The organism is Corynebacterium renale, assembly GCF_002563965.1.
GTDB classification, from domain to species: Bacteria; Actinomycetota; Actinomycetes; order Mycobacteriales; family Mycobacteriaceae; genus Corynebacterium; species Corynebacterium renale.
In genome coordinates, this window is record NZ_PDJF01000001.1 from 1,778,811 (window position 1) to 1,804,087 (window position 25,277).

Below are 25,277 nucleotides of genomic sequence, written 5' to 3' on the forward strand. Positions count from 1 at the left end.
ACAGGGAGCGGTGCAAGAACGCAAGGGGCATACTTCCCGCCAAACGCGGAAGGTATGCCTCTTAAGCTTTTTGAGTGAGCGGTTTCACCGCGAATTCTGCCTGTTCTGGTAAGAAAGCACGAAGGAGCTTCGTGGGATTTTTCGTCCCAACCAGCCAGTAAGGCGTGGGGTCCCGAGGATCGTCAAGGACCAGCATCACCATTTCTTTTACCCAGCCATGAGATACCACGAACGCGGCCGGGTCGAGCTGTCTTCCCATCGCATTGCGTCGCGCTGATTCCGGGACTGCAATTGACCTTGAGACCACGTCGTCTGGCAAAATCGCTGATTCAGCGATTAGCCACCGCGTTCCCTGGGTATCCTCTTCCACGATCAGGGTAGTTTTAGACAGCCAGACCAAGACCCATACTGCGATTGCTGACTGAATAACCAAAGGCCCAATGAGCCACGCAAAAGATCGGTTATGGGCAAATTGTGCTGTGAGGATGCCCACAACTATAAAAGCAAAAATCCACCAATACCAGGGAACCCACTGTCGCTCCCGGTATAAAACTGTGCTCGGTTCCGCTGTCTGAGGCTGCGCGACCACGTTCGGTTCCTCGTTATTAGACACCCGCATACGCCTTCCGTACGAACAATTCTTGCAAGCTCTTCCCTAGTGTACTGAACCCATCTGAAGTTCCTCTCCTAGCTTCGGGATAGGTGGGTACAAGCCAGACAAGGCTCTGCGGTTGCTTTGCGACGAGAATCGTGCAGATTTCGTGACGCATAATTTTCATTTTGCGGTGGTGCGCCGGATGGACGTCGTGAAGTGTTTTGATCCCTTTGCGTGCTCCTTTGCTGCCCCTAAGGCCTTGTGCGTGATGTCGCTTGGGCGGCAGGTAGTCTGTAGCCATGGATTCCCACACGCCAACGATTCGCTTTAAGAAACTGCACCCTGCAGCGCATATTCCCACCCGTGCTCACGCCGAGGATGCCGGGGCTGACTTATACAGTATTGAAGAGTTGACGCTGGAGCCGGGACAGCGAGCGCTGGTGGGCACCGGCATTGCCATCGCGCTACCCGTCGGGACAGTCGGGCTTGTGCACCCGCGATCCGGTTTGGCCACGAAGAATGGCATTACCGTGATCAATACTCCGGGGACTATCGACGCTGGCTATCGTGGTGAATTGAAAATTAGCTTGGTTAACCTTGACCCCGAGCACGCATTCACTATCACTCCGGGCATGCGGATCGCCCAACTGCTGGTGCAGAAAGTCGAACTAGTTGACTTTGAAGAGGTCAACGAATTAGAAGAAACCGAACGTGGCTCTGGGGGCCACGGTAGTACTGGTTTGCACGATTAACGCGAACCCCGCACATAGCGTCAATCAAACTCATTAGCAGAAGTGCGCGATTTACTATTCGACGTATCGTGGAGGCTACGCAGCTTACGCGATAAGACAACACGAGAAAATCATTCAGTTTAAGGGAAGGACTCTCACCATGGCTTTGTGGCCTTTCGGAAAGAAAAAACACGATGAGCACGCGCAATCGCAGGAGCGACCGGACGAAAATACCGGCGTTAGCATGCCCGTTACCGACGAACCGCCAGCTGTCGACTCAGACCTCGAACCTGATGCCGCGTCAGGAGACGAGGAGACAGGTCTCGGTCCAGTTGCGGTCGAACACGATGCAGTCAATGGGGAAACCGGACCTTTCGATGGGGATAGTGTTGATATCACACAGTTTGATTTCTCGGACTTTGCAAATGGCGTACTTAATTTAGGATCGATGCAGCTCCCTTTGCCGAAATCCTCCCAAGTACAGGTGGAAATGGGTGAAAACGGCCCGAAGATGCTTCATATCGTGACAACGTACGGTCGCATCACGCCTGTCGCGTTTGCGGCACCAAAAGTAGCTAGTCAGTGGGAAGAATCTGTACCAGAGCTGCGCTCGCAAATGGATAATGACGGATTGACCACTCACATCGAGCAAGGACCGTGGGGCCATGAAATCGTAGGCGCCGGCGCCAATGAACTTGCAGTCCGTATGATCGGCGTCGAAGGTCCTCGGTGGTTGCTTCGTTTCACCCTTATGGGGCCAGCTGACCGTGCCGCAAACTTGACTACCTTGGCACGTGAACTCGCAGCTCGAACCTTCGTGTACCGTGGCGACAATCCGATTCTTGCCGGCAATTCACTTCCAATTGCGCTACCGCAGGCTCTCGTTGAACAAATCCAGAAGAACATGCAAGAGCGGGAAGCAGCGCAGCAGAGTTCTGCCACCGCTGACAGCGATACGCCAGCAGAATAAACACGCACACGATTACAGCGAGGAACAATTTCCACATGACAGACAACACTGGCACTCAGCACGCCCATGCCTCGACTACCGAGCAAGGCGACGGCTCTGGACGTGAGAGCTCTGGCCTGCCGTCTACTCCAGATGTGAAGAAAGGTGACAAGCGCACCGTTCAGATCTTGCGTATGGCTGTCGGTGGAGATGGAATCGCTAACATCGATGGTCGAATTACTTTCGTTGCGGGTGGCATTCCAGGCGATGAGGTCGAAATCGACATCACACAAGTAAAGAAACGCTTTGCGCGCGGAACTGTCAGCCGCGTTATCCAGGCTAGCGCTTTTCGAGTTCAATCCAGGTGCGAGGCAGCTGCCGCAGGCGCTGGTTGCTGTGATTTCCACGAAATGTCGCCTGCAGACGAAGCCGACATCAAGTCGCACACCGCGCAACAGGAAATAGAGAAACTATCTGGCTTGGACAACCTTGCCTATATGCAGACTGTGGCGCTGCAACCTGACCGCGGGTGGCGCACTCGGGTGCGGTTGGGCGTCGATAAGCAGGGCCGCGCCGGTTTTCGTGCGGTTCGCGGTAACACCATTGTCCCGGTGCAATGCTCGCAGGTAGTACCAGGGCTTCTCGACGGTATCGTGGGCGAGAACGCACGTACGTTCACTCCAGGATCTGAAATCATCGCTGCCTTGGACTCCCTGGGTAACCGAAGTGTCATTGAAGCCAAAAAGACCGGTCGCGGGCGCCGTGTGGAACACGTTGAAGACATCATCGAAGGTGACGGCTACGCGACCGAAATTGTTAGCGACGTTGAGTTTCGCTTTCCGGCAACCGCATTCTGGCAGGCACACATTGCCGCCCCTGAGTTCTACACTCGTGTCATCGAGCAGTGGCTGTCAGAAAAGTGGCGTCCTACGAAGGCCGTAAAGAAAGCGATTGGGTGGGACCTCTACGGAGGCGTCGGCCTCTTCGTTCCTCCCATGCACCGTGCAGTGGCTGCTCATGAGATTGCGGCTGCTGAGGTGTACTCCGTTGATTATTCCGAGGCCACCGTTGCCGCCTACGCTGGGGAGACGGCAATGCATAGCATTCCGGAAGACCAGCGCTCTGATTTCGTCGCTTACCGTAAGCACGGCCGGGTCGAGGCAATCGTAGGCCAGCTTCCAACCCCAGACTTTGTCGTCATCGATCCGCCACGAACAGGAGCAGGAGATGAAGTCATCGAGGCTGTTGCCGAAGCCCAACCGAAATTAGTAATTCATTTCGGTTGTGATGTAGCTACATTTGCTCGTGACCTCAAGGCTTGGGACACGGCTGGGTACACGATGGTGGATGGCCTCGTCGTAGACGCTTTCCCAGGAACTCATCACACGGAAATTATTGCAGCGTTTATGCCAACAAAGCTCGCTGCAGATAATGCGGCCACTGCCTAAGGCAAACTACTCAGTCTTCGATAGGGCATTACCTACACCGGGGTTCGTAGGCGATAGCCTCCTGCGGGTAGAGTAAGAATTCAAGACGAACGTCACAACGGGGTTAACCCCGTATGGCGTCCTACATACGCGACACTGACCGGACACATGAAGGAGCGGAAGCACAGCTATGACAATTCTGCACGGTATTCAATCGCCGGAGGATCTTAAGCAGCTTTCTGCAACTGAGCTTGAGCAGCTGTGCTCAGAGATCCGTGCATTTCTCATCGAAAAAGTGTCCGCGTCGGGGGGACACCTAGGGCCTAACCTTGGCGTGGTGGAACTCACTGTAGGGCTACACAAAGTTTTCTCTTCGCCGCGTGACCCGTTTATTTTTGATACGTCGCATCAGTCGTATGTTCACAAGATCTTGACCGGGCGCCACGATAAGTTTGACACCTTGCGCAAGAAAGACGGCCTATCTGGATACACTGATCGCGCGGAAAGTGAACACGACTGGACTGAATCCTCTCATGCATCGATGGCGATTTCCTACGCGGATGGTCTTGCTAAAGCCTTCCACATCACGGGCGAAAAGGACCGAAAAGTCATTGCTGTCGTAGGCGATGGGGCTATGACTGGTGGCCCGTGTTGGGAAGCCCTCAACAACGTAGCCTCGTCTGAAGATCGCAATGTGGTTGTCGTCGTTAACGACAATGGGCGTAGTTATTCGCCTACGATCGGTGGGTTTGCTGAAAATCTGTCGCAGCTGCGGATGACCCGTGGCTACGACAAGATGATGGAGCATGGCAAGTCGACGCTCAAATCTTTGGGCTGGGTAGGGGAACGCTCTTTCGAAGCCCTCCACGCTTTTAAGGAAGGCGTGAAGTCGTCCGTTCTGCCTACCGAGATGTTCCCAGAATTAGGGATGAAGTACGTTGGGCCAGTCGACGGGCATGACTTGGATTCGGTTATTTCGGCATTAGAGTACGCACGTGACTATTCTGGTCCGCTCATTGTCCACGTGGTTACTGAAAAGGGACGAGGTTTCGCTCCTGCGGCTACGGAATCAACAGACCTCATGCACTCTACCGGCGTGATTGATCCAGTCACGGGAAAGGCAACGAGCGTTAGCGGAACGTCGTGGACTTCCGTGTTCTCAGACGAACTTCTTAAGGCAGGCCAGCGCCGTGAAGATATCGTGGCTATTACTGCTGCGATGGCCGGCCCCACCGGTATGCAACCGTTCGCAGAGAACTTTCCGGACAGGTTCTTCGATGTGGGTATCGCAGAGGCGCATGCGGTTGGGTCGGCTTCTGGGCTTGCTCTCGGAGGTCTGCACCCAGTTGTAGCGGTTTATTCAACGTTCCTGAATCGTGCATTCGACCAGCTCCTCATGGATGTGGCACTGATTAAACAGGGCGTTACCTTAGTTCTTGATCGTGCTGGTGTAACCGGTTCTGACGGTGCCAGCCACAACGGTGTGTGGGACATGGCCTTGACATCGATTGTCCCAGGCATCCGAGTTTCCGCCCCACGCGACTCGCAGCAGTTGCGAGAGCTCTTCCAAGAAGCAATTGAAGTTTCCGACGCCCCGACATCCGTACGGTTTCCGAAGGGTGAAGTCTCTGCAGACATCCCTGCGCTTCACCGCAGCAGTGACGGGGTGGATACTTTGCTCGAGGATGCAGCTAACGACGATAACCTGCGCGTGTACATCATGGCAGTTGGTGCAACCGCTGCCGACGTCTTAGGTGCTGTTGAGGACGTTCGCACAGAGCTCGGGGATGGCGTTTCCTTCACTGTGGTCGATCCACGCTGGGTGAGCCCGATTGCGCCCAGCGTTCTCGACGGCGCGTCGAACGCGGACCTTGTCGTAACCGTTGAAGACGGAATTATCCGGGGCGGCATCGGTGCCCAGCTGGCAGAAGCGCTGAACTCGAGCAGCATCGATACGCCTATTCGTCACATCGCTTTCCCTGACGTGTTCCCGAAGCACGCCAGCCGTAGTCAGCTCCTGGCTGAAGTCGGCTTGGACCGCGCTGGAATTACTGCTTCGCTGGTCGAATGGGTTAATGAACTAGCGGGCTAAACCGGAAGTAATGGCTGACAGTGTTGCTTCAATCTGCCAAGTTCTTGCCCCTTGTGATGACATGTAGATAGCTATCGCGTGCGCATCGCGGAGCGTGTTCTCGTAGGCAGCTTTCCACACGGTGTTTTTTAAAACACGAGTTTCCAGCAAGTTTTCCGGTTTGATCTCTAGACGATCTGCAGTGGAATTGAGTTCTTCGCGGATTGCGTCATAAATCTCAGCGGCCTCCGGCGCAATACGGCGCCACGTGGATAAGGAACGAGGTGCCCCCAGCTCAGGCTCATTATGCAGCGGCCATTGGCATCGCGGTGATGCATTGGCTTGCTCGACCGCAGATTTCCACTGCCGGACATAGCGAGCGTAACGTCCACGCCACCCATCCAAGTCCTGGAAGTCTGACTGGTTATGTGGTGGAGCTTTAGCGGCCGCAATAATCACTTTATCGTGCAGTAACGAAGATGGGCATAGGTCTTTTTCGCGGGCTATTTTATCGCGTCGTTCCCAAAGCATGCGAGCAACTGCCCGCTGTCGCCTCGTTTTCAGGGTTGACATGCCTTTCATGTCGTACCAGTGATGCTTCAGGCCCAGTGATCTTCCCTTAGCGATGATGGCATTGAACTCCTCGTCGGCGACTGACATCTTGCCGGTATGGACGAGTTGGATGGTAAGTGCCTCGGAGAGTTCGATGAGAACTTCGACATCAAGTGCCGCATACACTAGCCACGATTCAGGCAGGGGAGTTCGCGACCAGTTTTCGGCCCCGTGATTTTTGGACAAACGTATATCTAGGTAGTGCTCAACCATGGAACCTAGATTGACCCTCGCGGCGCCTACTAGGCGGCCGGCTACCTCCGTATCAAATAGCTGCCCGGGATACATATCGAGTGCGTTGAGCGCGGGAAAATCTGAGTGGGCGGCGTGCATGACCCAAGATTCCCCGGAGAGGATAGGGCTCACAATCGAGGCGAAAGCATCCCGGTGACCTTCGGGAGCAAACAGATACGTGCCTGCGCCTTCGCGTCGAACTTGAATCAAGAATGCGCGGTCGTCGTAACGGAAAGCTGAAGCTCGTTCAGTGTCTATCGCAAATGGTCCGTGTCCGGCTGCCAAGGCATGTGCAGCCTCAAGAAACATGTCCGGAGTTGAATATACTTTAGGTATACCCTCGCGAGGTTGGGAAAGTTCTACCATGTGAAAAATGGGTCTAGGTAGTGAGGCCTAGGATCTGAACGAAATCTGAGTGATGCCCTCAGGGGGGAGTCCAGCGATATTAGCTAGCACGTCAGCGAAAGCCTCTACATGCCCTTGTAAATTTGTAGACTCTGCAGTCCATGAGGCACGCATCTCCACTTGGTAAGCGCGCGGTGGGCCTCCAATGTCGCCGTAGCGCACAGAAGCGGTTGATGTAACTGTGCCTCCCAGGTTGGAATATGTAACTTCGTTTACTTCGAGGCCCTCGGTGAGCCACTGCCAGACAACGTCGGGAAGCATGGGGTCAGAGGCGACAGCATCTTCCATGTCGGCTTGGATATAAGCAACTAGCCGCATGCTGCCGTCCCACGCATCCTCAGCCTTTGGGTCGTGGAGTAGGATGAGCCGCCCGAACGCGTCTCCAGCCCGGTCATAAGTATCTGGACCGTCGGTGCTGGGCCGAGAGATTTCGAGTCCGATGGCATGACTGTATGGGGCTAGGCGCTGAGGGGGGCGAATAGTTCCGAGGGAGATTTCTTTACGGAGTCGAGCGGAATGCATTGACTCGACGGTGTCAGAAAACTCTACGGGGTAGGAGCCCTCGCCACTCGTGTCAGTGGAGTCGCCATGCGATGGCAGTGAAGAAATGGCATCGGAGTTGGTCACGCACACCAACCTAACGGGGATGTAGTGAAGAGGGGGGAAGGCGCGCCGTGGTGCGTCTTTAGCTAAATCAGTGGCGGTGCCACTTAGGTCTTTCAAACTTTTTATTGATACGTGGGTTTTGATAGTGTGGCAAGTGTCGCGAATGGAATTCGTGTTTGTATCAGGATTAAGGGTGAAAGGACCGCAGAATTATGAGTGATCATGCACACTCCCATGAAAAGAACGAAGAGTTGCAGAAGCTTAACGACGTTCAACGCTACATCCAGACGGCAGTGTTTAAGCTTGTGCCTGGTGCGTTAACTGAGGACCGTTCCGAAGTAATCGCCGAAGCTGAAAAATTCTTTGCCACCCTTGCTGAAGAAGGCAAGGTAGAAGTTCGTGGCATTTATCTGACGTCTGGCATCCAAGCCGATGCTGACTTCATGATTTGGTGGCACGCTACCGAATTCTCCGAAATCCAGGAGGCACTCAACAGTTTCCGCCGCACCACAGTTCTGGGTCAGGTTTCAGACCTCATCTGGTGCGGTAACGGCCTGCATCGCCCATCTGAGTTCAACAAGGCTCACCTGCCATCGTTTATTATGGGAGAGTCCCCAGAGGCATGGATGACCGTGTACCCCTTCGTCCGCTCCTATGACTGGTACATCATGGAGCCGGAAAAGCGTTCCAAGATTCTGGCGGCTCACGGACGCGCTGCTGGTGGTTATGCAGATGTTCGTGCGAACACCACTACAGCATTCGCGCTAGGGGATTATGAATGGATGCTCAACTTCGAGGCCCCATCCCTGGATCGCATCGTCGACTTGATGCACACCATGCGCTATACCGAGGCTCGTCTCCACGTCCGTGAAGAGATTCCGTTCTTCTCCGGTCGTCGCGTGGCAGACCTCGCGGATCTCATCAACGCGCTGCCATAAAGACACCGTAGAAAAGGCCTTAATCCTTGTGCAAGGATTAAGGCCTCATTTTTTGGCGTGCTTATCGACGCCCCAGCTTCTCTATTCCTGAGGTTCGAAAGTCATCGAGATCGAGTTGATGCAGTACCTCAGATCGGTTGGGGTGTCAAAGCCTTCGCCTTCAAATACGTGGCCTAGGTGAGAGTGGCAACGTGCACAGAGTACCTCGGTGCGTCGCATCCCCAATGAATCGTCGGCGCGTTCGATAATTTTGTCGCCGGCCAGCGGGCTGAAAAAAGCGGGCCATCCACAGTGGGCGTCGAATTTTTCTGTCGATCGGAATAGTTCTTCCCCGCAGGCGCGACACGAGTACACACCTGCAGCAGTGGTATCAGTATATTCCCCGACTCCGGGAGGCTCAGTCCCGGCCTCCCGCAACACGTGATATTCAGCTGCAGTCAGGCGTTCTTTCCATTCGGCTTCGCTGATATTCCGAAAATCTTCCATCGAATGGTCCTTTCTTCTGGTTGGGGGTGGGGGATTGCTTCAGATCTGATATCGCCCAGCCGAGCGAAACTCCAGCAGCGACGACGAGGAGCAGGGCCCACCCAGTCGTTGCGCTAAAGTATTCCCACCACCGCATCAAGGTCACCCAGTGTACTGAGTTCCATGACAACGGGGCGTAGAAAAGGACCACTGCGAGCCACGCTAACCAGGAATGCATTATGGAACGTGCCTGGAACACAGTGAATAACAGGGGAAAAGCGAACATTGAATAATATTGCTGCCCCAAAGACGATAGGAAAAACACGCCTACGAGTAAGACTCCCGTCGTCGACGTTGCCCACAGGAGGCCGTCGACAAGCCTAAAACGTGCCAGGCTTATGAGAGCGATCACGACAATAATCGCTATGAGGCAGAACATGAATGCGTGGGCCCACTGCGGCATTCCTAAATACACTGCCATGCCCGCCAGGGAACCATTTGCGTAGTCTCTGGTGATACCGAGATATGGCACCACAATGTCGAAGTAGTCCTGCGCGCCCGGCACAAGGGGATAGGCAATGACATTGGCTCCGAATGGAACAATCACTGCAGCAAACGTGCCTGCCCAATGGCCACGCATGATAAGAAGCACAACTAGCGGAGCAAAAAGGGGCTTAATCAAAATCGCTAGGCCCAGCAAAACTCCAGCCCATACCGTTCGTCCTGAGAGGAGAGTTGTTAGGAAAAGGACTATGAACAAAAGCATGAGGCCATTGATGTTCCCGAAAATTAAGGTATTTTGAACGGCTTCTGTAAGGAAGGCCAGCGCAATAGTGACAGGAACGATGCCTGAACTCCATCGAAAACCAAAGAGACGACACATTAACGCAAGCGCTGCGATAATTGCCGCGGCATTGACGCACACGAACAGCATGCGGGCTAATGCTGATGACCCCAGAATCGCCATTGGGGTCAGCGCAAGAGTAGCGCCCGGGTTGTACAGGTAGTGCGGATCCACGTAGTGGTAGATCTCGTTGTATACCGGTACGCCGTCCAGGAATCGACGGACTGCTTGATATACAGTGGTGAAATCATCAGTAACGTGACCGTTAGCCGCTTGCACGAAAACAGTGTGCACAATGAGGATGAATGTTACTGGCCACCCGGCAGTTGTTAGGAGTCGGTCTGCTCGCCCGCAATCACGCTGCGCGGGAGAATTCACGTAGCCATCGCCGTCGCTTGTCAGCGCGGACTGAGTGGTCCACGTTGTCCGAGCGATAGCGGTGAAGCGATTACTCATTAATGCAAATCCTCAATCCTCACGGGTGCACGACCCTGGGGTGCACACGGTATGAACAGCATATGGCGGCCAGAGGCGACCGACTCATTACTTTAGCGCCCGGTAGCGTAAGAAAAGGTATCCATCGCCGGAAGCCGCACATCTATCTAGAGCCCACATGGTGTTCACGTTCGAGGGCGAATTGCCGTGGCCACTAAAAGAACTGGTCATTGGTGCAATCGTGACGTACATTGTGTCCACCAGTTGAGCAGCGAAGAACTCGTGGTACAGTGACGGCCCACCTTCTATCAGGATGTTCTGATGACCGAGGTTCCGCAAAGTATCCAGTAGCTGATTGGGTTTCGTTCCGGTTGCGCGTAGCTGGGCGCCGGTGGCGAGCAGTTCAGTAGCCTTTCCCTGGTGCTCGACGAGGCTCTCCTCCGGGCAGAGGACAATAGGGGCTATAGATGTATCGGTGAAAAAGGGGGATGTCGGGTCCAAATTCAGCGTCCCAGTGAGTACAGCCAGCACCGGCACGGGTTCTTGGCCTCGGGCTTCGCGTGCTTTGCGCTGCGATGGGTTCGCTTTAGCACCGGAATATTCTTCAGAACGCACAGTTTGAGCACCGACTAGAATGCAGTCAGCCCAGAGTCGTGCGTGGTGAAGAAGTGCCGAGTCAATCTCATTGCCGATACCGCCCGATTTACCATCAATGGTGAAGGCGCCGTTGGCGGTCATCGCATGAATGCTCCGAACACTTCCGACTGGAGAGTCGGATGGCTCGAAGAATGCAGGGATGTCATCGCGATCAAAAGCATTGGACATGGTTTTAGCGTACCTGGAGCGATCTTATAAACATGACCTCGGCCACTGTAGCCTTGTAGGTTACAAAAAACTGCGGGCTTGCAAATAGCAAACCCGCAGTAGTGGAGCGGATGACGAGACTCGAACTCGCGACCCTCACCTTGGCAAGGTGATGCGCTACCAACTGCGCTACATCCGCATAGTATCTTGCAAGTTCACTGGTGTGAACCTGAAAGAACCGTGCGCGATACTGGGATTGAACCAGTGACCCCTACCGTGTCGAGGTAGTGCTCTACCGCTGAGCTAATCGCGCTTCAACATACGTTGGAGGTGGATACGGGAATCGAACCCGTGTACACGGTTTTGCAGACCGTTGCCTAACCACTCGACCAATCCACCGTGGATTTCCTCCAGAAGTACCATAGTACTTGGAGCGGATGACGAGACTCGAACTCGCGACCCTCACCTTGGCAAGGTGATGCGCTACCAACTGCGCTACATCCGCATAGTATCTTGCAAGTTCACGGGTGTGAACGTGGAAGAACCGTGCGCGATACTGGGATTGAACCAGTGACCCCTACCGTGTCGAGGTAGTGCTCTACCGCTGAGCTAATCGCGCAAATTCATTTCACACAGGCCCGGTGAAATGAGAGCGGATGACGAGACTCGAACTCGCGACCCTCACCTTGGCAAGGTGATGCGCTACCAACTGCGCTACATCCGCATATGCACAACCTGCCGGATTACATGGTGTGTAACCAACTGCGTGGTGCGAGGACAAACTATATCCTCATTGGAACAGTTATGACAAATCCCCAGGGAAACGCCCTAATCTGAAGTTCTTTCACAGTCGCCAAAGGCCTTGTGGGCTAGCGAAGGTTTGTCTTGTAAGAAAGGCATCTGATTCGACATAAGCTTTGCTGGCCATTTGGGTTCTGAATGCATCGGGTGTACATTTCAAAAATGTACGGCACACGCCGTAGAAACAAGGTCCCATGGCTCAGTGGAAGAGCGTTCCGTTCACACCGGAAAGGTCGCTGGTTCGATCCCAGCTGGGACCACGCGTCGCCCGTCATCTTCAGTGGCGGGCTTTTTCATTGCCGGTTGGCGTGGCTGGCGACAGCATCTAGAAGCCCTCGAGATCTAGATGCTGTCGCTTCGCCCCAACCGGCCCGGGCGGGTTTTCACCCTCTTAGCCAGGTTGTTTAGAATCATTTAACTTTCGTTGGAACTATTGACGGTTTGCTTACGACAACTTGGGTACGGTGGAGGAAGTGCATACAACCTGGTTATGCCCCTCTGTCCGTAGGACGCTGTGCGCATCGCACTTTCAAAGTCATATGCGCAGTGGCGAGGAAGGAATTCTCAAGTGGCACAATGTGCGCGCTCTCGCGTAAAACGTTTACGCCGTGGCTCTTACGCGGTGCTGTGTGCGACAATGTTTGCGACGTCAGGTGCTGTTACCCCGGCGGTAGCACATGATGTTGTCGTCGATGCGCAGCCACCTGCGGGTGGAACTGTGGAACAGTTTCCTCGTGAAATAGTGCTGGAGTTTTCTGGGTATCCTCGCGATACGTTCAATATGTTCGCTGTCACTGATAAAAGCTCCGGGGAAATTTTGTTTGACGGAACCCCTAAGCTGGACGGCCGGAACCTGACCATCGACGTCCCAGCTGATGTCAACCCCGGCGCCGGCACATATACCGTGGGTTTTCAGATTACATCGTCGGACGGACACGCTACCCGTGGCAAAACTGAATTTCGTGTAGCTGGTGAGAGTGCTCCGCCCGAGAATCAGCCGGTTTCCGCTGACGATAGAACAGAACGAGACTCTGGACTAAGCCCAGTTGTTCTCGCGCTTATTGCTTTCGGTGCTTTTGCGGCTCTTGTCGCTGTCTTGATCATGGTGCGCGTGAAGTCGCGTCGAATTGAAGAACTTTAAGGAGAAATTATGTCCATTCGTTTCCTAGCTCCATGTGCTGTCGTGTTGGCTGCCGGACTAACGCTGTCCGCATGCGCCTCGGGTGATGACACTACTGCGACAACTACAGCATCCACGACGTCGGAAACCACCGCTACTGCCACGGAGACCACAAAAGCTGATGCTGCTGCAGAAGATTCCGTCACATTGGAAGAGGGTGTTGTTCGTGCATCCGTCGAAGGCAATGACATGACGTCGATCTTCGGAACCTTGCATAACAACACTGACAAGGACGTCACGATCATTGGTTTCACCTCCGAGAGCCTCGGGCAAGCACGCTACGAAATTCACGAGGTCGTCGACGGCATGATGCGCCAGAAGGAAGGTGGAATCACTATCCCCGCAGGTGGTTCCCACGAGCTGAAGCCAGGCGGTGACCACTTCATGGTGATGGAGATGAAGAGCCAGGCACACGCAGGCGACACCATCGACATTGATTTGCTTCTCGACGGCGGCACCATGGCACACGTATCGGGAGTGCCGGTACGTGACCTGCTGCCTGGTGACGAAGATTATGGCGATATGGCGCACAACCACGGCGAGCATGGTGGTCATGGTGAAGGCCATGAAGGCATGGATCACGGCGAGCACGCGGGCCACTAACGATTGAGAGTCCAGCGGTTGTGAAGTGTATGGGCGGCGTCTGATTCCTACTAGGGAATGCAGGCGCCGCCGCCGTATTCTTGAGCAATAAACTCACTTGAAATTCAGGAAGGAATCATGAAATCTTCTGGTATCGGGCGACGCCATTTCTTGGCAGGTGGGGTAGCTGGTGCTGTAGGTCTGGCGGCTACGGGATGTTCACAGGCCAGTGAAGACAATCGGACAGGGGACCAACAGACCTCGCTGGGAGCTCTCACGATTCCTTTTGACGGGCTCCATCAAGGCGGAATTTCGACCCCGGAACAAGCGCACCTGAACCTTGTGGGAATGAATCTGTTGGAGGGCGTCGATAAAAATGGGCTTCGGCGTTTGCTCACCTTGTGGACCGAAGATGCCCGTGCGCTCTGCGAAGGGCGCGCTCCGTTAGGTTCGCTTGAGCCTGAACTCGCACGAGATCCAGCCGAGCTGACCATCACGGGTGGAATAGGCGCACCCGGTCTACAACGCGTCGGCTTGGATCACGCCACACCCGAATGGTTAGCCGATATTGAACCCTTTGAGCGTGATGCGCTACGTCCGGAATGGGGACAAACCGACCTTGTTCTGCAGATTTGCGGTAATGATCCCTTGAGCGTCGCTTATGCTACCCGGCACATGCTGAGGTCGTCTGTCTCGTATGCCAAGCATGTGTGGACCCAAAAAGGTTTCATGAATGCCGCAGGGGTGAAGACCGCCGGAGAAACCCCTCGTAATCTCTTCGGGCAGAAGGACGGCACCATAAACCCCCGCGGACAGGAAGAATTGGACCAGCACGTCTGGGCAACAAAGGATAGCTCTCCGGCATGGATGGTGGACGGTACCGCGATGGTTGTCCGAAGGATCCAGATGCACATGGATGAGTGGGAAAAGCTGGACCGCAGTTCACGTGAAATCGTGGTGGGACGCACACTCGACACAGGTGCGCCGCTTCATGGTGGAGATGAGTTCGATGAAATCGATATGACGGTTACAGACGAATATGGCCTGCCTGCGATTGACCCCAGCTCGCATGCTGCACGAGCCAAGGCGCCCGCTGAAAACCCGGAACAGCAAATTCTTCGCCGACCATACAATTTCGATTTGCCACCGGTGGACGTGATGGAGGACACCTCAAATACCGGGCAGATTTTCATTTGCTTCCAGAAAGACCCGCGTACGCAATTCACACCGATTCAACGCAGGCTTGATCAAGTTGATCGGCTCAATGAATGGATCACCCATATTGGCTCCGGGGTGTACGCAGTTTTTCCGGGGGTAGGCGCCGATGGGGATAAGTATTGGGGTGAAGGGCTATTCACGGTGTGACGCCGGGAGGCGTCGATAAGCGTGAAGAACGGAGTCGACGGGTGAGCTTGGTTGCTTACGCGGTAAGGTAACTAACTATTGTCGATTTCTTTCGGCGAGATGACCTATTAGCGTGCTGTCGGCCAGGTATGCCGGGAGCACACGAGCGCAAGAAGGAGCGCACGTCCACATGGAGAACTCTCACCAGAATCCTGCAGAACATCAGTCTTTCACGGTTCCTGCAGGCACCGCGGTTGGTGCTGCGATGCGAGACCTTGGCCTTCCCAACAAGGGTGAAGATGCCATCGTCGTGGTCAAAGATGATCACGGCCACCTGTTCGATCTTTCCCACACTCCTGATGTGGACACCAATTTCATCCCAGTTCCTGCCAATACTGAGGAAGGCCGTGCGGTCATCAGGCACTCATGTGCGCACGTCTTGGCGCAGGCTGTGCAGATAGAATTCCCCGGCACGAAGCTGGGCATCGGTCCCGCAATCGAGAACGGTTTTTACTACGACTTCGATGTTGCCGAGCCGTTTACCCCAGAAGACCTGAAGACGCTGGAAAAGCGGATGAAGAAGATTATCAAGTCAGGTCAGCGCTTTGAGCGCCGTGTTTGGGAGTCTCAAGAGCAGGCGCGCGAAGCCCTCAAGGATGAGCCGTACAAGCTAGAGCTTATCGACGACAAAGGGAATGTTGACCCTGATTCTGATGAAGCTACCGAAGTCGGAGCTGGCGACCTAACCGCCTACGATAACGTGAACCCTCGTACCAACGAAGTGGAATGGTTCGATCTGTGCCGTGGCCCCCACGTGCCGACCACGCGCTACATTCCAGCCTTCGCTTTGACTCGTACTTCTGCGGCCTACTGGCGTGGTGACCAGAACAATGCGGGCCTACAACGTGTTTACGGTACAGCCTGGGAATCCAAGGAAAAGCTGGAAGAATACCAGCACATGATCGAGGAAGCTGAAAAGCGCGACCACCGCCGACTAGGTACTGAACTTGACCTCTTCAGCTTCCCGGATGAGGTTGGCTCCGGTTTCCCCGTGTTCCATCCAAACGGCGGCATTGTGCGCTTCGAGATGGAAGAGCACTCCCGCAAGCGTCACCTCGCCGCAGGTTATTCGTTTGTGAACACTCCGCACATCACTAAGGGCGAATTGTTCAAGAAGTCCGGCCACCTTGATTGGTACGCCGACGGCATGTTCCCTCCCATGCAACTTGATGCCGAATACGACGAAAACGGTGTGGAGACTAAGCCCGGCCAGGACTACTACGCGAAGCCGATGAACTGCCCGATGCACAACCTCATCTTTGCGTCTCGCGGTCGTTCTTACCGTGAACTTCCGCTGCGTCTTTTCGAGTTTGGCACCGTTTATCGCTACGAGAAGTCTGGTGTGATCCACGGTCTGACCCGTGCTCGTGGTTTTACACAGGACGATGCCCACATCTACTGCACCGAGGACCAGCTGGAAAAAGAGCTGACCTCTGTCCTTGAGTTTATTATTTCGCTGCTCAAGGATTACGGTTTGGACGACTTCTACCTGGAGTTGTCCACCAAGGATCCCAACAAGTACGTCGGCGACGACGCCGTGTGGGAACGCGCAACGAAGATTCTGGAAGACGTTGCGACAGCCTCCGGTCTAGATCTGGTACCAGATCCAGCAGGTGCAGCATTCTATGGGCCAAAGATTTCTGTCCAAGCCCGTGACGCCATCGGCCGCACCTGGCAGATGTCTACCGTTCAGCTGGACTTCAACTTGCCAGAACGCTTCGAGTTGGAATACACCGCGCCTGATGGGTCGAAGCAGCGCCCAATTATGATTCACCGCGCACTCTTCGGCTCCATTGAGCGTTTCTTCGGCGTCCTGCTGGAGCACTACGCAGGCGCATTCCCAGCATGGCTGGCACCACACCAAGTCATGGGTATCCCGGTTGCAGACGAATTCATTCCTCACTTGGAGGAGGTGGCTGCTGCCCTGCGGGCGCGCGGCATTCGCGCTGACGTTGATACTTCGGCTGACCGGATGCAGAAGAAGATTCGTAATCACACCACCGGAAAGATTCCGTTCATGTTGCTGGCAGGTGGCCGGGATGTCGAGGCTAACGCCGTTAGCTTCCGTTTCTTAGACGGAACTCAAGTTAACGGTGTACCTGTTACTGATGCCGTGGAGCTCATTGCCTCCTGGATCGGGGAGCGGATCAACGATCAGCCTACGAAGGACAACATCGAGCCACGGCTGTGATGTCCGCGTAGATCGAGGCAGCTCCTTCCTCTATGAAGACGAGGTGCTTCGAGAAAGATGAAACGGGTGGCTAGTTCTAGTCCACCCGTTTCTGGTTTTGCAGACTATGCTTGCACGTGTTGTGCACCACCGGTGTGGAAGCGCTGCAGGTGTGTAGAGATCGCTATGGAGGCTGAGATTATGAGTGAGTCGGAGAGTCTGGATCCCGAAAAACGGGGTAGCAACGACACCTACATAGACTCTGGCGTAGGCACCCCTGACCGTCTACAGCGTTTATGGGCCCCGTACCGTATGAATTACATCACCTCTAACGCGGAATCACATGCTGGGAGTGCAAGCACCGCGAAAACCTCGCAAGGGGCTGCGGAGAAGGCTCCTACACAGGACCCTTTTCTTGCCGCGCCGCAGGGCAGTGATGAAGACGGGCTGATTATTGCCCGGGGACAGCACGTATATGCATTACTCAACCTTTTCCCATATAACAATGGGCATTTGATGGTGGTGCCATACCGCCAAGTAGGGCAGCTTGAAGAACTGAGTGACGACGAATCCCTGGAACTCATGCAGTTTGCCCAGCACGCCATCAAAACACTCAAACGTGTGTCTAACCCTGATGGCTTTAACCTCGGTTTCAACCTAGGATCCGGGGCAGGAGGTTCTGTCCGTGACCATCTACATTTGCATGTTGTGCCACGTTGGTCTGGTGACGCAAATTTTATGACTGTCCTAGGCGGTACAAAGGTGCTGCCACAATTGCTTAAAGATACTCGGGCGATGCTTGCCGAAGCCTGGACTGAGATCGCAGACCTTCCGCAATCCAGTGATGCACCTCAAGGGGAGGCGTAATGCTTGGTATCAAGGGGCGTAAGCCTGCCGCTGTAGTTATCGAGCCGATCGCTCGGACATTATTGCGCGCTAGAATATCGCCGAACATGGTGACAATCGTCGGCGCACTCTGCGCATGCATCGTAGCTATCGCCCTCATCCCCCAGGGGCATCTGGTGTGGGCAGCTATTCTCACTGCACTTTTTACAGCTACGGACATGATTGACGGAACGATGGCTCGTTTGCGCGGAGGCGGCACAAAATTTGGTGCCACGCTCGACGCAACGTGTGACCGCATCACAGACGGGGCTCTTTTTGCTGCTATCACGTGGTGGTTGGTGTATAGCTATGATGCCCCCGGCATCCTTGTCGTTTCGGCACTAGTGGTGACGGTATCGTCGCAAGTCATTTCTTATGTCAAAGCCAGGGGAGAGGCAAGTGGCTTCACGATAAACGGGGGTCTTGTCGAGCGCCCCGAACGCCTCATCGTGGGTTTGCTCGGTATCGGACTGCACGGGCTCGGTGTCCCCTATGCGGTAGATATTGCAATGTATCTTTTAGCCATCGGCTCCGTATTTACGGTAATTCAACGGCTTATTATTGCTTCGCGCGACCCGCGGGCCTGCGACACTATTAAACCGCCAGCTGGGGCTCCCGATTCCCAACAGCTCCAACCGGAACACACAGCTTAGGCCTGGATGTACCCACGGAATTACGCTCACCTCGATGGAAGGATAATGACGCAGTGTCTGGCATCTTGCGATTTTTAGCACGCGCCCTGGGTGCCGAGCTTGCTGAAGGCGATAGCGTGGACATTGCTACCGTCGGTTATCTAGCTGGGTGGAAGTGCGCGCGCTTCATACCGCATCATCTGTTGCGTTCGCTCGGAAACTGCGCTGCGGATTGTGTTTCAAAAAACGGCCGTGGAATGGAGCAGTTACGGCGCAATCTCATACGGGTCGTAGGGGCAGAGAACGTCACGTCGCACCTAGTTAGGGATGCGGTTCGTTCTTACACCCGGTACTGGGTTGAAGCCTTTTCGCTTTCGTCCATGGCTGGCGATCCTAGGGTGATGAACACTATCGCAGCGGGTGTACAAGGCAGAAAGCGTTTTGACGCTTCATACTCGCGCGGCAAAGGTGTCGTGCTTGTCTTGCCGCATACTGGGAATTGGGACATGGCCGGCATGTTCTTGGTTCAGGAATACGGAAGCTTCACTACAGTCGCCGAACGTGTGAAACCTGAGGTGCTTTTCGACGCCTTCGTGGATTTCCGGAATTCCCTCGGGTTTGAAGTATTGCCGCTCACTGGAGGCCAGGCTCCTTACCCACAGCTTCAGGAGGTTCTTCGAGAAGGAGGAGTGGTCTGCCTGGTCGGGGAGAGGGATTTCAAAGGATCAGGCATACCGGTCACGTTTTTCGATGAAGAAACTACTATGCCCCCCGGGGCGGTGGAATTGGCATTAAGCACTGGGGCAGCACTGCACGTTGTCCACTCGTGGTTCGATGATGAGGGGTGGGGGTTGTCTGTCTCTGAGGAAATTCCACGTTCAGAAGCTACGACCATGCAACAGCAGGTAGCGGACATCTTTTCCAGGAACATTGCCGAACATCCTGAAGACTGGCACATGTTGCAGCCATTATGGCCACACGATCGTGAATTGAGGCGGAAAAGAAGAAAAGAGGCTCAGGTTAAGAAAGGGGAGCAATGAAGGTAGGCATTGTATGCCCCTATTCGTTTGATGAGCCGGGTGGTGTCCAAGCACACATCATCGATCTAGCACGGGCGCTGAAAGCTAAAGGGCACGAAGTGGCTGTTCTTGGTCCGGCGTCCACAGAGACACAGCTGCCGGATTTTGTGGTCAAAGGTGGGCCCGCTATAGCGGTTCCATATAACGGTTCCGTTGCCCGTATTTCTTTCGGCCCGCACGTAATTAATAACCTCAAGAAGTTCGTGTGCGAAGAGCAACTAGACGTCTTACACATCCACGAACCTAATTCGCCGAGCTACTCGATGGCCGCAGCCATGTACTGCTACGGAAATCTTGTGGCAACGTACCACGCCTCAACGAAGAAGTCGCGTGTACTAAAACTTGCACTCCCATTTTTGCGTCCATTTTTGGAGAAAATTCGGGCGGGAATTGCTGTAAGTGAGATGGCGCGTAGGTGGCAGGTAGAAGCACTCGGAGGCGATCCAATCCTGATACCCAATGGCGTGCATATTCGTGACTACGCACAATTTCGGAAACTGCCGAATCCACTTCAGCGGGAGCCGTTTGAGATTGTGTTTTTAGGCCGCCTTGATGAGCCACGTAAGGGGCTTAAGGTGTTGTTGAAAGCTTTAACGCTACTCGACAGAGAGGTAAAGGTCACCGTTATGGGAGCAGGCGAATCCCGAACCGTACCTGGCGTGACATTTGCAGGCAAAGTGTCTGACGAGGAAAAGCAGCAGATCCTAGGGCGTGCAGACATCTACGTGGCGCCAAATACCGGTGGGGAAAGTTTTGGGATTGTTCTCGTGGAAGCAATGGCTGCAGGTTGTGCCGTTGTTGCAAGTGACATAGAGGCATTTTCGTTAGTATGCGAGGCCGATTCCCCGAATCCTGCGGGCGTGGTTTTTAAAAACGGTTCGCCTCATGACTTGGCGCGGAGGCTTCAAGAACTCATCGATAAACCGCAACGAATGAGAGACGTGGCGGAACGTGGGGTCACGCGCGCCAAGGACTTTGATTGGGCGACGATAGCAGATCAGATTGTAACGGTATACGAAACTATCGACGACGGCCACGGAGTGCGCCTATGAACGTTTACCTGGCAATAGTCCTCGCCGTTGTCGTCACAATGCTTGCTGCGTGGGCATATTTTACGGCCCAACGTCTCAATCGACTTCACATTCGGACCGATTCAGCGCTCGCCCAATTGATGAGTGCACTTGATCGCCGCGACGCGCTGGTGGCTGCTTTAGAACCGGGGCTGCGAGAGCTGGCGCAGACGTCGTTAAGCATTCCTGGAGCCCCGGAATTCGTGGAAGCCAAGGCTAAAGCGGATTCGGACTTGAAAACCCAGCTCCAAACGAGGCCCGTGGCGGCTGATATCATCGATGCCTCAGCCAGGCTGGAACTTGCTGCGCGCTTTTACAATGACGCCGTCACGAGCACCCGGGCACTGCGGACGCGACCCTTAGTCAGGTTCCTGCACTTAGGGGGGACAGTGCAATTGCCTAGATACTTTGACGTTAACGAATAGACTCAATCACCCGATTGTGGTGTACGGCTCGCACGATCTGTCGGGTAACCCTTTAGCGTCCTAAAAGGCGTATAGTTAGTGCACGCACATATTGAAAACAACTACGCGAATCCATGCATAGTGGATGAAAGTGTGGACAAGGAAGGGAAACGATGGCAGGTCACTCAAAGTGGGCCACTACCAAGCATAAGAAGGCTGCTAACGACGCCAAGCGTGGTAAAGAATTTGCCAAGCTCATCAAGAACATCGAAGTAGCTGCGCGCACTGGCGGTGGAGACCCTGCGGCCAACCCCACCTTGGATGACATGATTAAGAAGGCTAAGAAGGCCTCCGTTCCTAACGACAACATTGAGCGCGCCCGTAAGCGTGGTTCCGGTGAAGAAGCCGGTGGCGCTGACTGGCAGACTATTATGTATGAAGGCTACGGTCCGAACGGTGTAGCTATGCTCATCGAGTGCCTTACCGACAACCGTAACCGAGCAGCTACCGAAGTTCGCACTGCGATGTCTAAGAATGGTGGCAACCTTGCAGAAAACGGCGCAGTTTCCTACATGTTCCACCGTAAGGGCGTGGTCCACGTAGCTGCAGGTGAGCTCTCCGAAGACGATATCTTGATGGCCGTACTTGATGCCGGGGCAGAAGAAGTTAACTTGACTGGCGACGCGTTCGAGATTCTATGCGCGCCAGAGGACACCACTGGTGTGAAAGAGGCGCTTGCAGAAGCCGGTATTGAGGTGGAGGATTCTGAGCAAGATTTCCGCGCGGATGTCTCGGCACCGGTTGATCTCAGTGGGGCAAAGCAGATCATGCGGCTTATCGATGCGCTCGAGGAATCCGACGACGTTCAAGAGGTTTACACTAACGTTGACATTCCCGAGGATGTTGCAACGCAGTTAGCGGAAGAAGACTAATCTGACATTCGCTCAATGACTCTGGCCCGTGGTTCTATCGCAAGGTAGACCTACGGGCTTTAGTGTGTTCGCCAAGCTAGGTGACGATGTATAGTACACTTATCGTAAACCTGTGCGAATGGGCTGTGGAGTTGTGTTTACGCCACATTCCGCTGGTTGCTATGTGGAGTAAAGAAAGGGGCCTCGCTGTGAATCTGGAAGGTTTGCGGGTTATGGGCATTGATCCTGGGCTTACACGCTGTGGGTTATCGGTGGTCCAGGCCGGTCGCGGTCGCGCGGTACTCCCTGTTTCCGTCGGCGTGGTACGTACTCCAGCGGATGCTCCACTTACGGAACGTTTACTGCGATTATCTGTAGCTGTTAACGAGTGGATGGATGATTACACACCAGACGTAGTTGCTATAGAACGAGTATTTGAGCGAAGTAACGTATCCACGGTCATGAACACTGCTCACGCCGTGGGCGTTCTCATTCTGGCGGCGGCACAACGAGGTATCGACGTGCATATGTACACACCGTCGGAAGTAAAGAAAGCGATTTCTGGAAACGGGCGTGCCGACAAAAAACAGATGACCAACATGATTACCCGGATTCTAGGATTGACCGAACCACCAAAACCTGCCGATGCAGCAGATGCTTTGGCGCTAGCAGTCTGTCACTGTTGGCGGGCGCCCCTTATCGCAAGAACACAGCAACTTAGTCAAAGAAAGGCCCAATAAATGATCGCGTCTCTTACCGGCAAAGTTCAGAGTATCGACCTACAAGGTGCAGTCATTGAGGCTGGTGGGGTTGGTTATTATTTCACCGCCACTCCGGAGACATTAGGCCGGCTCGTCCGAGGCGAAGAAACTACAGTGCTCACGACAATGGTGGTACGCGAAGACGCGATACTCTTGTATGGTTTCACTGATGACGCATCTCGAGCCATGTTTAGCCAACTCCAAACCGTTTCTGGGTTGGGTCCAAAACTTGCCTTAGCGTGTCTTGCTGTGGCGCCCCCTTCGGAATTAGCCCGAATGGTTAGTGCTGGAGATAATAAAGGGCTTCAGCGTATTCCAGGCGTCGGTAAGCGCATGGCGGACCGCATGATTGTAGAGCTCAAGGACAAACTTAACGGATACGTGGAACCCGTAAGCGATGAAGCCCCAGCTCAAATGACCATGCCCGCAACGGTATCCGCGGACCAAGTCGTGCAAGCCCTCGAAGGCCTTGGGTTTACCGAGAAGCAGGCGACGCCTATCGTCGCAGCTATTAGTGCGGAGAATCCTGATCTTGGGACGTCTGCGTTGCTCAAAGCGGCGTTGGCTGAACTCGGAAAGAAGTAAGGTAAGCAGGCGTGTCAGACATTCAACGTACCGAATTTCAGCTGCCTCCGCAGAATAGTTCAGGGCCCGCGGATCGTGGAACTGGGCTTTTCGCAGGTTCAGCTGATGTATCAGCGTCGCAGCACAGTGGTGAAGCTGATCTTGAACTATCAATGCGTCCTAAGAGTCTTGACGAGTTCATTGGGCAATATAAAGTACGCGAGCAACTAAGCTTGGTTCTCGAAGGAGCGAAGAACAGGGGAGTAGTCCCCGATCACGTCCTGCTTTCCGGCCCACCAGGGTTGGGTAAAACCACGATGGCCATGATTATCGCCCAAGAGCTAGGTACGTCCTTGCGCATGACCTCTGGTCCAGCGCTGGAACGCGCGGGGGATTTAGCAGCAATGCTGTCCAACCTCATGGAAGGCGATGTTCTTTTTATCGATGAGATCCACCGCATCGCCCGGCCTGCGGAGGAAATGCTGTATATGGCTATGGAAGACTTCCGCATTGATGTCATCGTGGGTAAAGGCCCAGGGGCAACCTCCATTCCTCTGGAGCTGCCTCCGTTTACCTTAGTTGGGGCCACAACTCGGTCCGGCATGCTGACGGGGCCATTGCGTGACCGCTTCGGCTTTACGGCACAAATGGAATTCTATGATGTCGGCGAACTTGAGCAGGTTGTCAACCGAGCGGCGTCCATTATGGATGTGCCAATCACCCATGACGCTGCGGTGGAAATCGCCTCTCGTTCACGCGGTACACCGCGCATCGCCAATCGGTTGCTCAGGCGCGTACGGGACTACGCAGAGGTGCATTCCGATGGGACGATTGATCTATCAGCAGCGCAAGGAGCGCTAGAAGTTTTCGACGTCGACGAGCTTGGTCTCGATCGCTTGGATAGAGCAGTGCTTACCGCACTTGTGCGTGGTCACGGTGGCGGTCCCGTTGGCGTAAGTACGCTGGCGATTGCTGTGGGCGAGGAGCCTTCAACTGTGGAAGAAGTCTGTGAACCGTACCTGGTCCGGGCCGGTTTAGTGGCTCGTACGGGCCGAGGACGCGTAGCGACGGCCAGCGCCTGGCGTCATCTAGGGCTCGAGCCCCCAGAGCACGCACTAGGAGGTTAGGAGCTTTCCGAGTTTCCTCCCATGGAGAGCTTCAAGTGGCGAGTACCTAAAGTTTTCTGGCACAGTGGTCCCTATGGATATTTTGTTGATTCTTATTCTCCTCGCTGTGTTTCTCTTGCCTTCGTTTTTCCTGCAGCGTCGCCAGCAGAAGCAACAGCAGCAGATGCAGCAACTGCAGGCAAGTTTAGAAGTAGGAACTGATGTTGTTACTGCAGCTGGCATTCATGGCACGGTATCGGCTCTGAACGGCGACCAGGTCACTATTGAGGTTTCCCCTGGCGTACACACAGTATGGGAGCGTATGGCTGTTGTGCGTGTTGTTACGCCGGCAGAACCAGTGGATCCAGTCAAGGTGAATGAAGGCGACTTCGAACAGGTAGATGAAATGCCTGGTAACCACGAGGAAATCCAAAACACAACTGCAGAGCTCGATGACGAAGCGCAGCGCCGTCGCGAACACCCCGAAAACAACTAAGACTGAGTATTAGCCAACTCCATGATTTTCCCGGTGGCGTGCTGGCTAAGAAAATATGAAAATGTCCGCCCTTGTTAAACGTATTAGCGCAGGGGTAGCGTACGATGACTGTGGGT

25 protein-coding genes and 7 tRNA genes are annotated in these 25,277 nt (G+C 54.4%); 20 read left to right on the forward strand and 12 right to left on the reverse strand.

Annotated features, from left to right (window positions below; all coding sequences use genetic code 11):
* Positions 1-61: 61 nt before the first annotated feature.
* Positions 62-619 carry a DUF3093 domain-containing protein gene (locus ATK06_RS08295; protein WP_048379150.1) on the reverse strand — a complete coding sequence of 186 codons (558 nt, stop codon included), beginning with the start codon at positions 617-619 and terminating at the stop codon, positions 62-64.
* A gap of 275 nt (positions 620-894) precedes the next feature.
* On the opposite strand from ATK06_RS08295, the gene dut reads away from it, so the two are divergent.
* The 4 genes from dut to dxs all read left to right on the forward strand — a co-directional run bounded on the left by dut (position 895) and on the right by dxs (position 5,794).
* A complete protein-coding gene (gene dut / locus ATK06_RS08300) occupies positions 895-1,347 on the forward strand; it encodes a dUTP diphosphatase (protein ID WP_048379149.1) in 453 nt (150 codons plus the stop codon).
* Positions 1,348-1,486: 139 nt separating this feature from the next.
* Positions 1,487-2,296: a DUF3710 domain-containing protein gene (locus ATK06_RS08305; RefSeq protein ID WP_048379147.1), complete on the forward strand. Its 810-nt coding sequence runs from the start codon at positions 1,487-1,489 to the stop codon at positions 2,294-2,296.
* Positions 2,297-2,412: 116 nt separating this feature from the next.
* A complete protein-coding gene (locus ATK06_RS08310; RefSeq protein ID WP_282957064.1) occupies positions 2,413-3,723 on the forward strand; it encodes a class I SAM-dependent RNA methyltransferase in 1,311 nt (436 codons plus the stop codon).
* Between the two features lie 169 nt (positions 3,724-3,892).
* On the forward strand, positions 3,893-5,794 hold the full coding sequence (gene dxs / locus ATK06_RS08315; RefSeq protein ID WP_098389175.1) for a 1-deoxy-D-xylulose-5-phosphate synthase: 1,902 nt from the start codon (positions 3,893-3,895) through the stop codon (positions 5,792-5,794).
* Here dxs and ATK06_RS08320 read toward each other — a convergent pair.
* Together ATK06_RS08320 and ATK06_RS08325 are read right to left on the reverse strand one after the other, a co-directional pair.
* Positions 5,783-6,928, reverse strand: a complete 1,146-nt coding sequence (locus ATK06_RS08320) for an HRDC domain-containing protein (protein WP_169916288.1) — start codon at positions 6,926-6,928, stop codon at positions 5,783-5,785. The two genes, dxs and ATK06_RS08320, sit on opposite strands and share 12 nt — an antisense overlap.
* Before the next feature lie 84 nt (positions 6,929-7,012).
* Positions 7,013-7,651 (reverse strand): DUF3000 domain-containing protein, encoded by a 639-nt coding sequence (locus tag ATK06_RS08325; RefSeq protein WP_098389177.1) that lies wholly within the window; start codon positions 7,649-7,651, stop codon positions 7,013-7,015.
* Positions 7,652-7,842: 191 nt separating this feature from the next.
* On the opposite strand from ATK06_RS08325, the gene hemQ reads away from it, so the two are divergent.
* Positions 7,843-8,568 (forward strand): hydrogen peroxide-dependent heme synthase, encoded by a 726-nt coding sequence (gene hemQ, locus ATK06_RS08330; protein WP_048379140.1) that lies wholly within the window; start codon positions 7,843-7,845, stop codon positions 8,566-8,568.
* Positions 8,569-8,649: 81 nt separating this feature from the next.
* Here the strand turns inward: hemQ and msrB are convergent, their stop codons facing one another.
* From msrB to ATK06_RS08375, 9 genes are all read right to left on the reverse strand, one after another.
* Positions 8,650-9,054, reverse strand: a complete 405-nt coding sequence (gene msrB / locus ATK06_RS08335; protein ID WP_083985921.1) for a peptide-methionine (R)-S-oxide reductase MsrB — start codon at positions 9,052-9,054, stop codon at positions 8,650-8,652.
* A complete protein-coding gene (locus tag ATK06_RS08340; protein ID WP_053072603.1) occupies positions 8,996-10,333 on the reverse strand; it encodes a glycosyltransferase family 87 protein in 1,338 nt (445 codons plus the stop codon). The genes msrB and ATK06_RS08340 overlap by 59 nt, the downstream gene beginning before the upstream one ends.
* 87 nt (positions 10,334-10,420) lie before the next feature.
* The gene (locus tag ATK06_RS08345) at positions 10,421-11,137 is read right to left on the reverse strand and encodes a dihydrofolate reductase family protein (RefSeq protein WP_053072602.1); all 717 of its coding nucleotides are present in this window, start codon (positions 11,135-11,137) and stop codon (positions 10,421-10,423) included.
* Between the two features lie 102 nt (positions 11,138-11,239).
* A tRNA-Gly gene (locus ATK06_RS08350) sits at positions 11,240-11,315 on the reverse strand.
* A gap of 42 nt (positions 11,316-11,357) precedes the next feature.
* Positions 11,358-11,429: transfer RNA gene (locus ATK06_RS08355), tRNA-Val, on the reverse strand.
* A 12-nt stretch (positions 11,430-11,441) separates the two neighbouring features.
* A tRNA-Cys gene (locus ATK06_RS08360) sits at positions 11,442-11,515 on the reverse strand.
* Between the two features lie 30 nt (positions 11,516-11,545).
* Positions 11,546-11,621, reverse strand: a tRNA-Gly gene (locus ATK06_RS08365).
* 42 nt (positions 11,622-11,663) lie between these two features.
* Positions 11,664-11,735, reverse strand: a tRNA-Val gene (locus ATK06_RS08370).
* A 32-nt stretch (positions 11,736-11,767) separates the two neighbouring features.
* Positions 11,768-11,840: transfer RNA gene (locus ATK06_RS08375), tRNA-Gly, on the reverse strand.
* 265 nt (positions 11,841-12,105) lie between these two features.
* Here ATK06_RS08375 and ATK06_RS08380 point away from each other — a divergent pair.
* The 15 genes from ATK06_RS08380 (at position 12,106) to yajC (ending at position 25,161) form a co-directional block, all read left to right on the forward strand.
* Positions 12,106-12,177 (forward strand) — tRNA-Val (locus tag ATK06_RS08380).
* A gap of 377 nt (positions 12,178-12,554) precedes the next feature.
* The gene (locus ATK06_RS08385) at positions 12,555-13,058 is read left to right on the forward strand and encodes a copper resistance CopC family protein (RefSeq protein WP_048379138.1); all 504 of its coding nucleotides are present in this window, start codon (positions 12,555-12,557) and stop codon (positions 13,056-13,058) included.
* Between the two features lie 9 nt (positions 13,059-13,067).
* A complete protein-coding gene (locus ATK06_RS08390; protein ID WP_098389178.1) occupies positions 13,068-13,700 on the forward strand; it encodes a copper chaperone PCu(A)C in 633 nt (210 codons plus the stop codon).
* A 117-nt stretch (positions 13,701-13,817) separates the two neighbouring features.
* Positions 13,818-15,044, forward strand: coding sequence for a Dyp-type peroxidase (locus ATK06_RS08395; RefSeq protein ID WP_098389179.1), 1,227 nt, complete (start codon positions 13,818-13,820; stop codon positions 15,042-15,044).
* Positions 15,045-15,213: 169 nt separating this feature from the next.
* Positions 15,214-17,274: a threonine--tRNA ligase gene (thrS, locus tag ATK06_RS08400; RefSeq protein ID WP_048379135.1), complete on the forward strand. Its 2,061-nt coding sequence runs from the start codon at positions 15,214-15,216 to the stop codon at positions 17,272-17,274.
* A gap of 180 nt (positions 17,275-17,454) precedes the next feature.
* A complete protein-coding gene (locus tag ATK06_RS08405) occupies positions 17,455-18,120 on the forward strand; it encodes an HIT family protein (protein WP_098389429.1) in 666 nt (221 codons plus the stop codon).
* Positions 18,120-18,791, forward strand: a complete 672-nt coding sequence (pgsA, locus tag ATK06_RS08410) for a phosphatidylinositol phosphate synthase (protein WP_048379133.1) — start codon at positions 18,120-18,122, stop codon at positions 18,789-18,791. Before ATK06_RS08405 ends, pgsA begins: the two co-directional genes overlap by 1 nt.
* Positions 18,792-18,853: 62 nt before the next feature.
* The gene (locus ATK06_RS08415; protein ID WP_231913614.1) at positions 18,854-19,810 is read left to right on the forward strand and encodes a phosphatidylinositol mannoside acyltransferase; all 957 of its coding nucleotides are present in this window, start codon (positions 18,854-18,856) and stop codon (positions 19,808-19,810) included.
* Complete coding sequence (locus ATK06_RS08420) at positions 19,807-20,901, forward strand: glycosyltransferase family 4 protein (RefSeq protein WP_098389181.1); 1,095 nt, start codon at positions 19,807-19,809, stop codon at positions 20,899-20,901. Before ATK06_RS08415 ends, ATK06_RS08420 begins: the two co-directional genes overlap by 4 nt.
* The gene (locus ATK06_RS08425; RefSeq protein WP_098389182.1) at positions 20,898-21,344 is read left to right on the forward strand and encodes a hypothetical protein; all 447 of its coding nucleotides are present in this window, start codon (positions 20,898-20,900) and stop codon (positions 21,342-21,344) included. Before ATK06_RS08420 ends, ATK06_RS08425 begins: the two co-directional genes overlap by 4 nt.
* Positions 21,345-21,496: 152 nt before the next feature.
* The gene (locus tag ATK06_RS08430) at positions 21,497-22,255 is read left to right on the forward strand and encodes a YebC/PmpR family DNA-binding transcriptional regulator (protein WP_098389183.1); all 759 of its coding nucleotides are present in this window, start codon (positions 21,497-21,499) and stop codon (positions 22,253-22,255) included.
* Positions 22,256-22,443: 188 nt separating this feature from the next.
* On the forward strand, positions 22,444-22,974 hold the full coding sequence (gene ruvC, locus ATK06_RS08435) for a crossover junction endodeoxyribonuclease RuvC (protein ID WP_048379626.1): 531 nt from the start codon (positions 22,444-22,446) through the stop codon (positions 22,972-22,974).
* On the forward strand, positions 22,975-23,580 hold the full coding sequence (gene ruvA / locus ATK06_RS08440) for a Holliday junction branch migration protein RuvA (RefSeq protein WP_048379127.1): 606 nt from the start codon (positions 22,975-22,977) through the stop codon (positions 23,578-23,580).
* Positions 23,581-23,591: 11 nt separating this feature from the next.
* Positions 23,592-24,686: a Holliday junction branch migration DNA helicase RuvB gene (ruvB, locus tag ATK06_RS08445; protein ID WP_098389184.1), complete on the forward strand. Its 1,095-nt coding sequence runs from the start codon at positions 23,592-23,594 to the stop codon at positions 24,684-24,686.
* Positions 24,687-24,759: 73 nt separating this feature from the next.
* Positions 24,760-25,161, forward strand: a complete 402-nt coding sequence (gene yajC / locus ATK06_RS08450) for a preprotein translocase subunit YajC (protein WP_053072599.1) — start codon at positions 24,760-24,762, stop codon at positions 25,159-25,161.
* Positions 25,162-25,277: the final 116 nt, after the last annotated feature.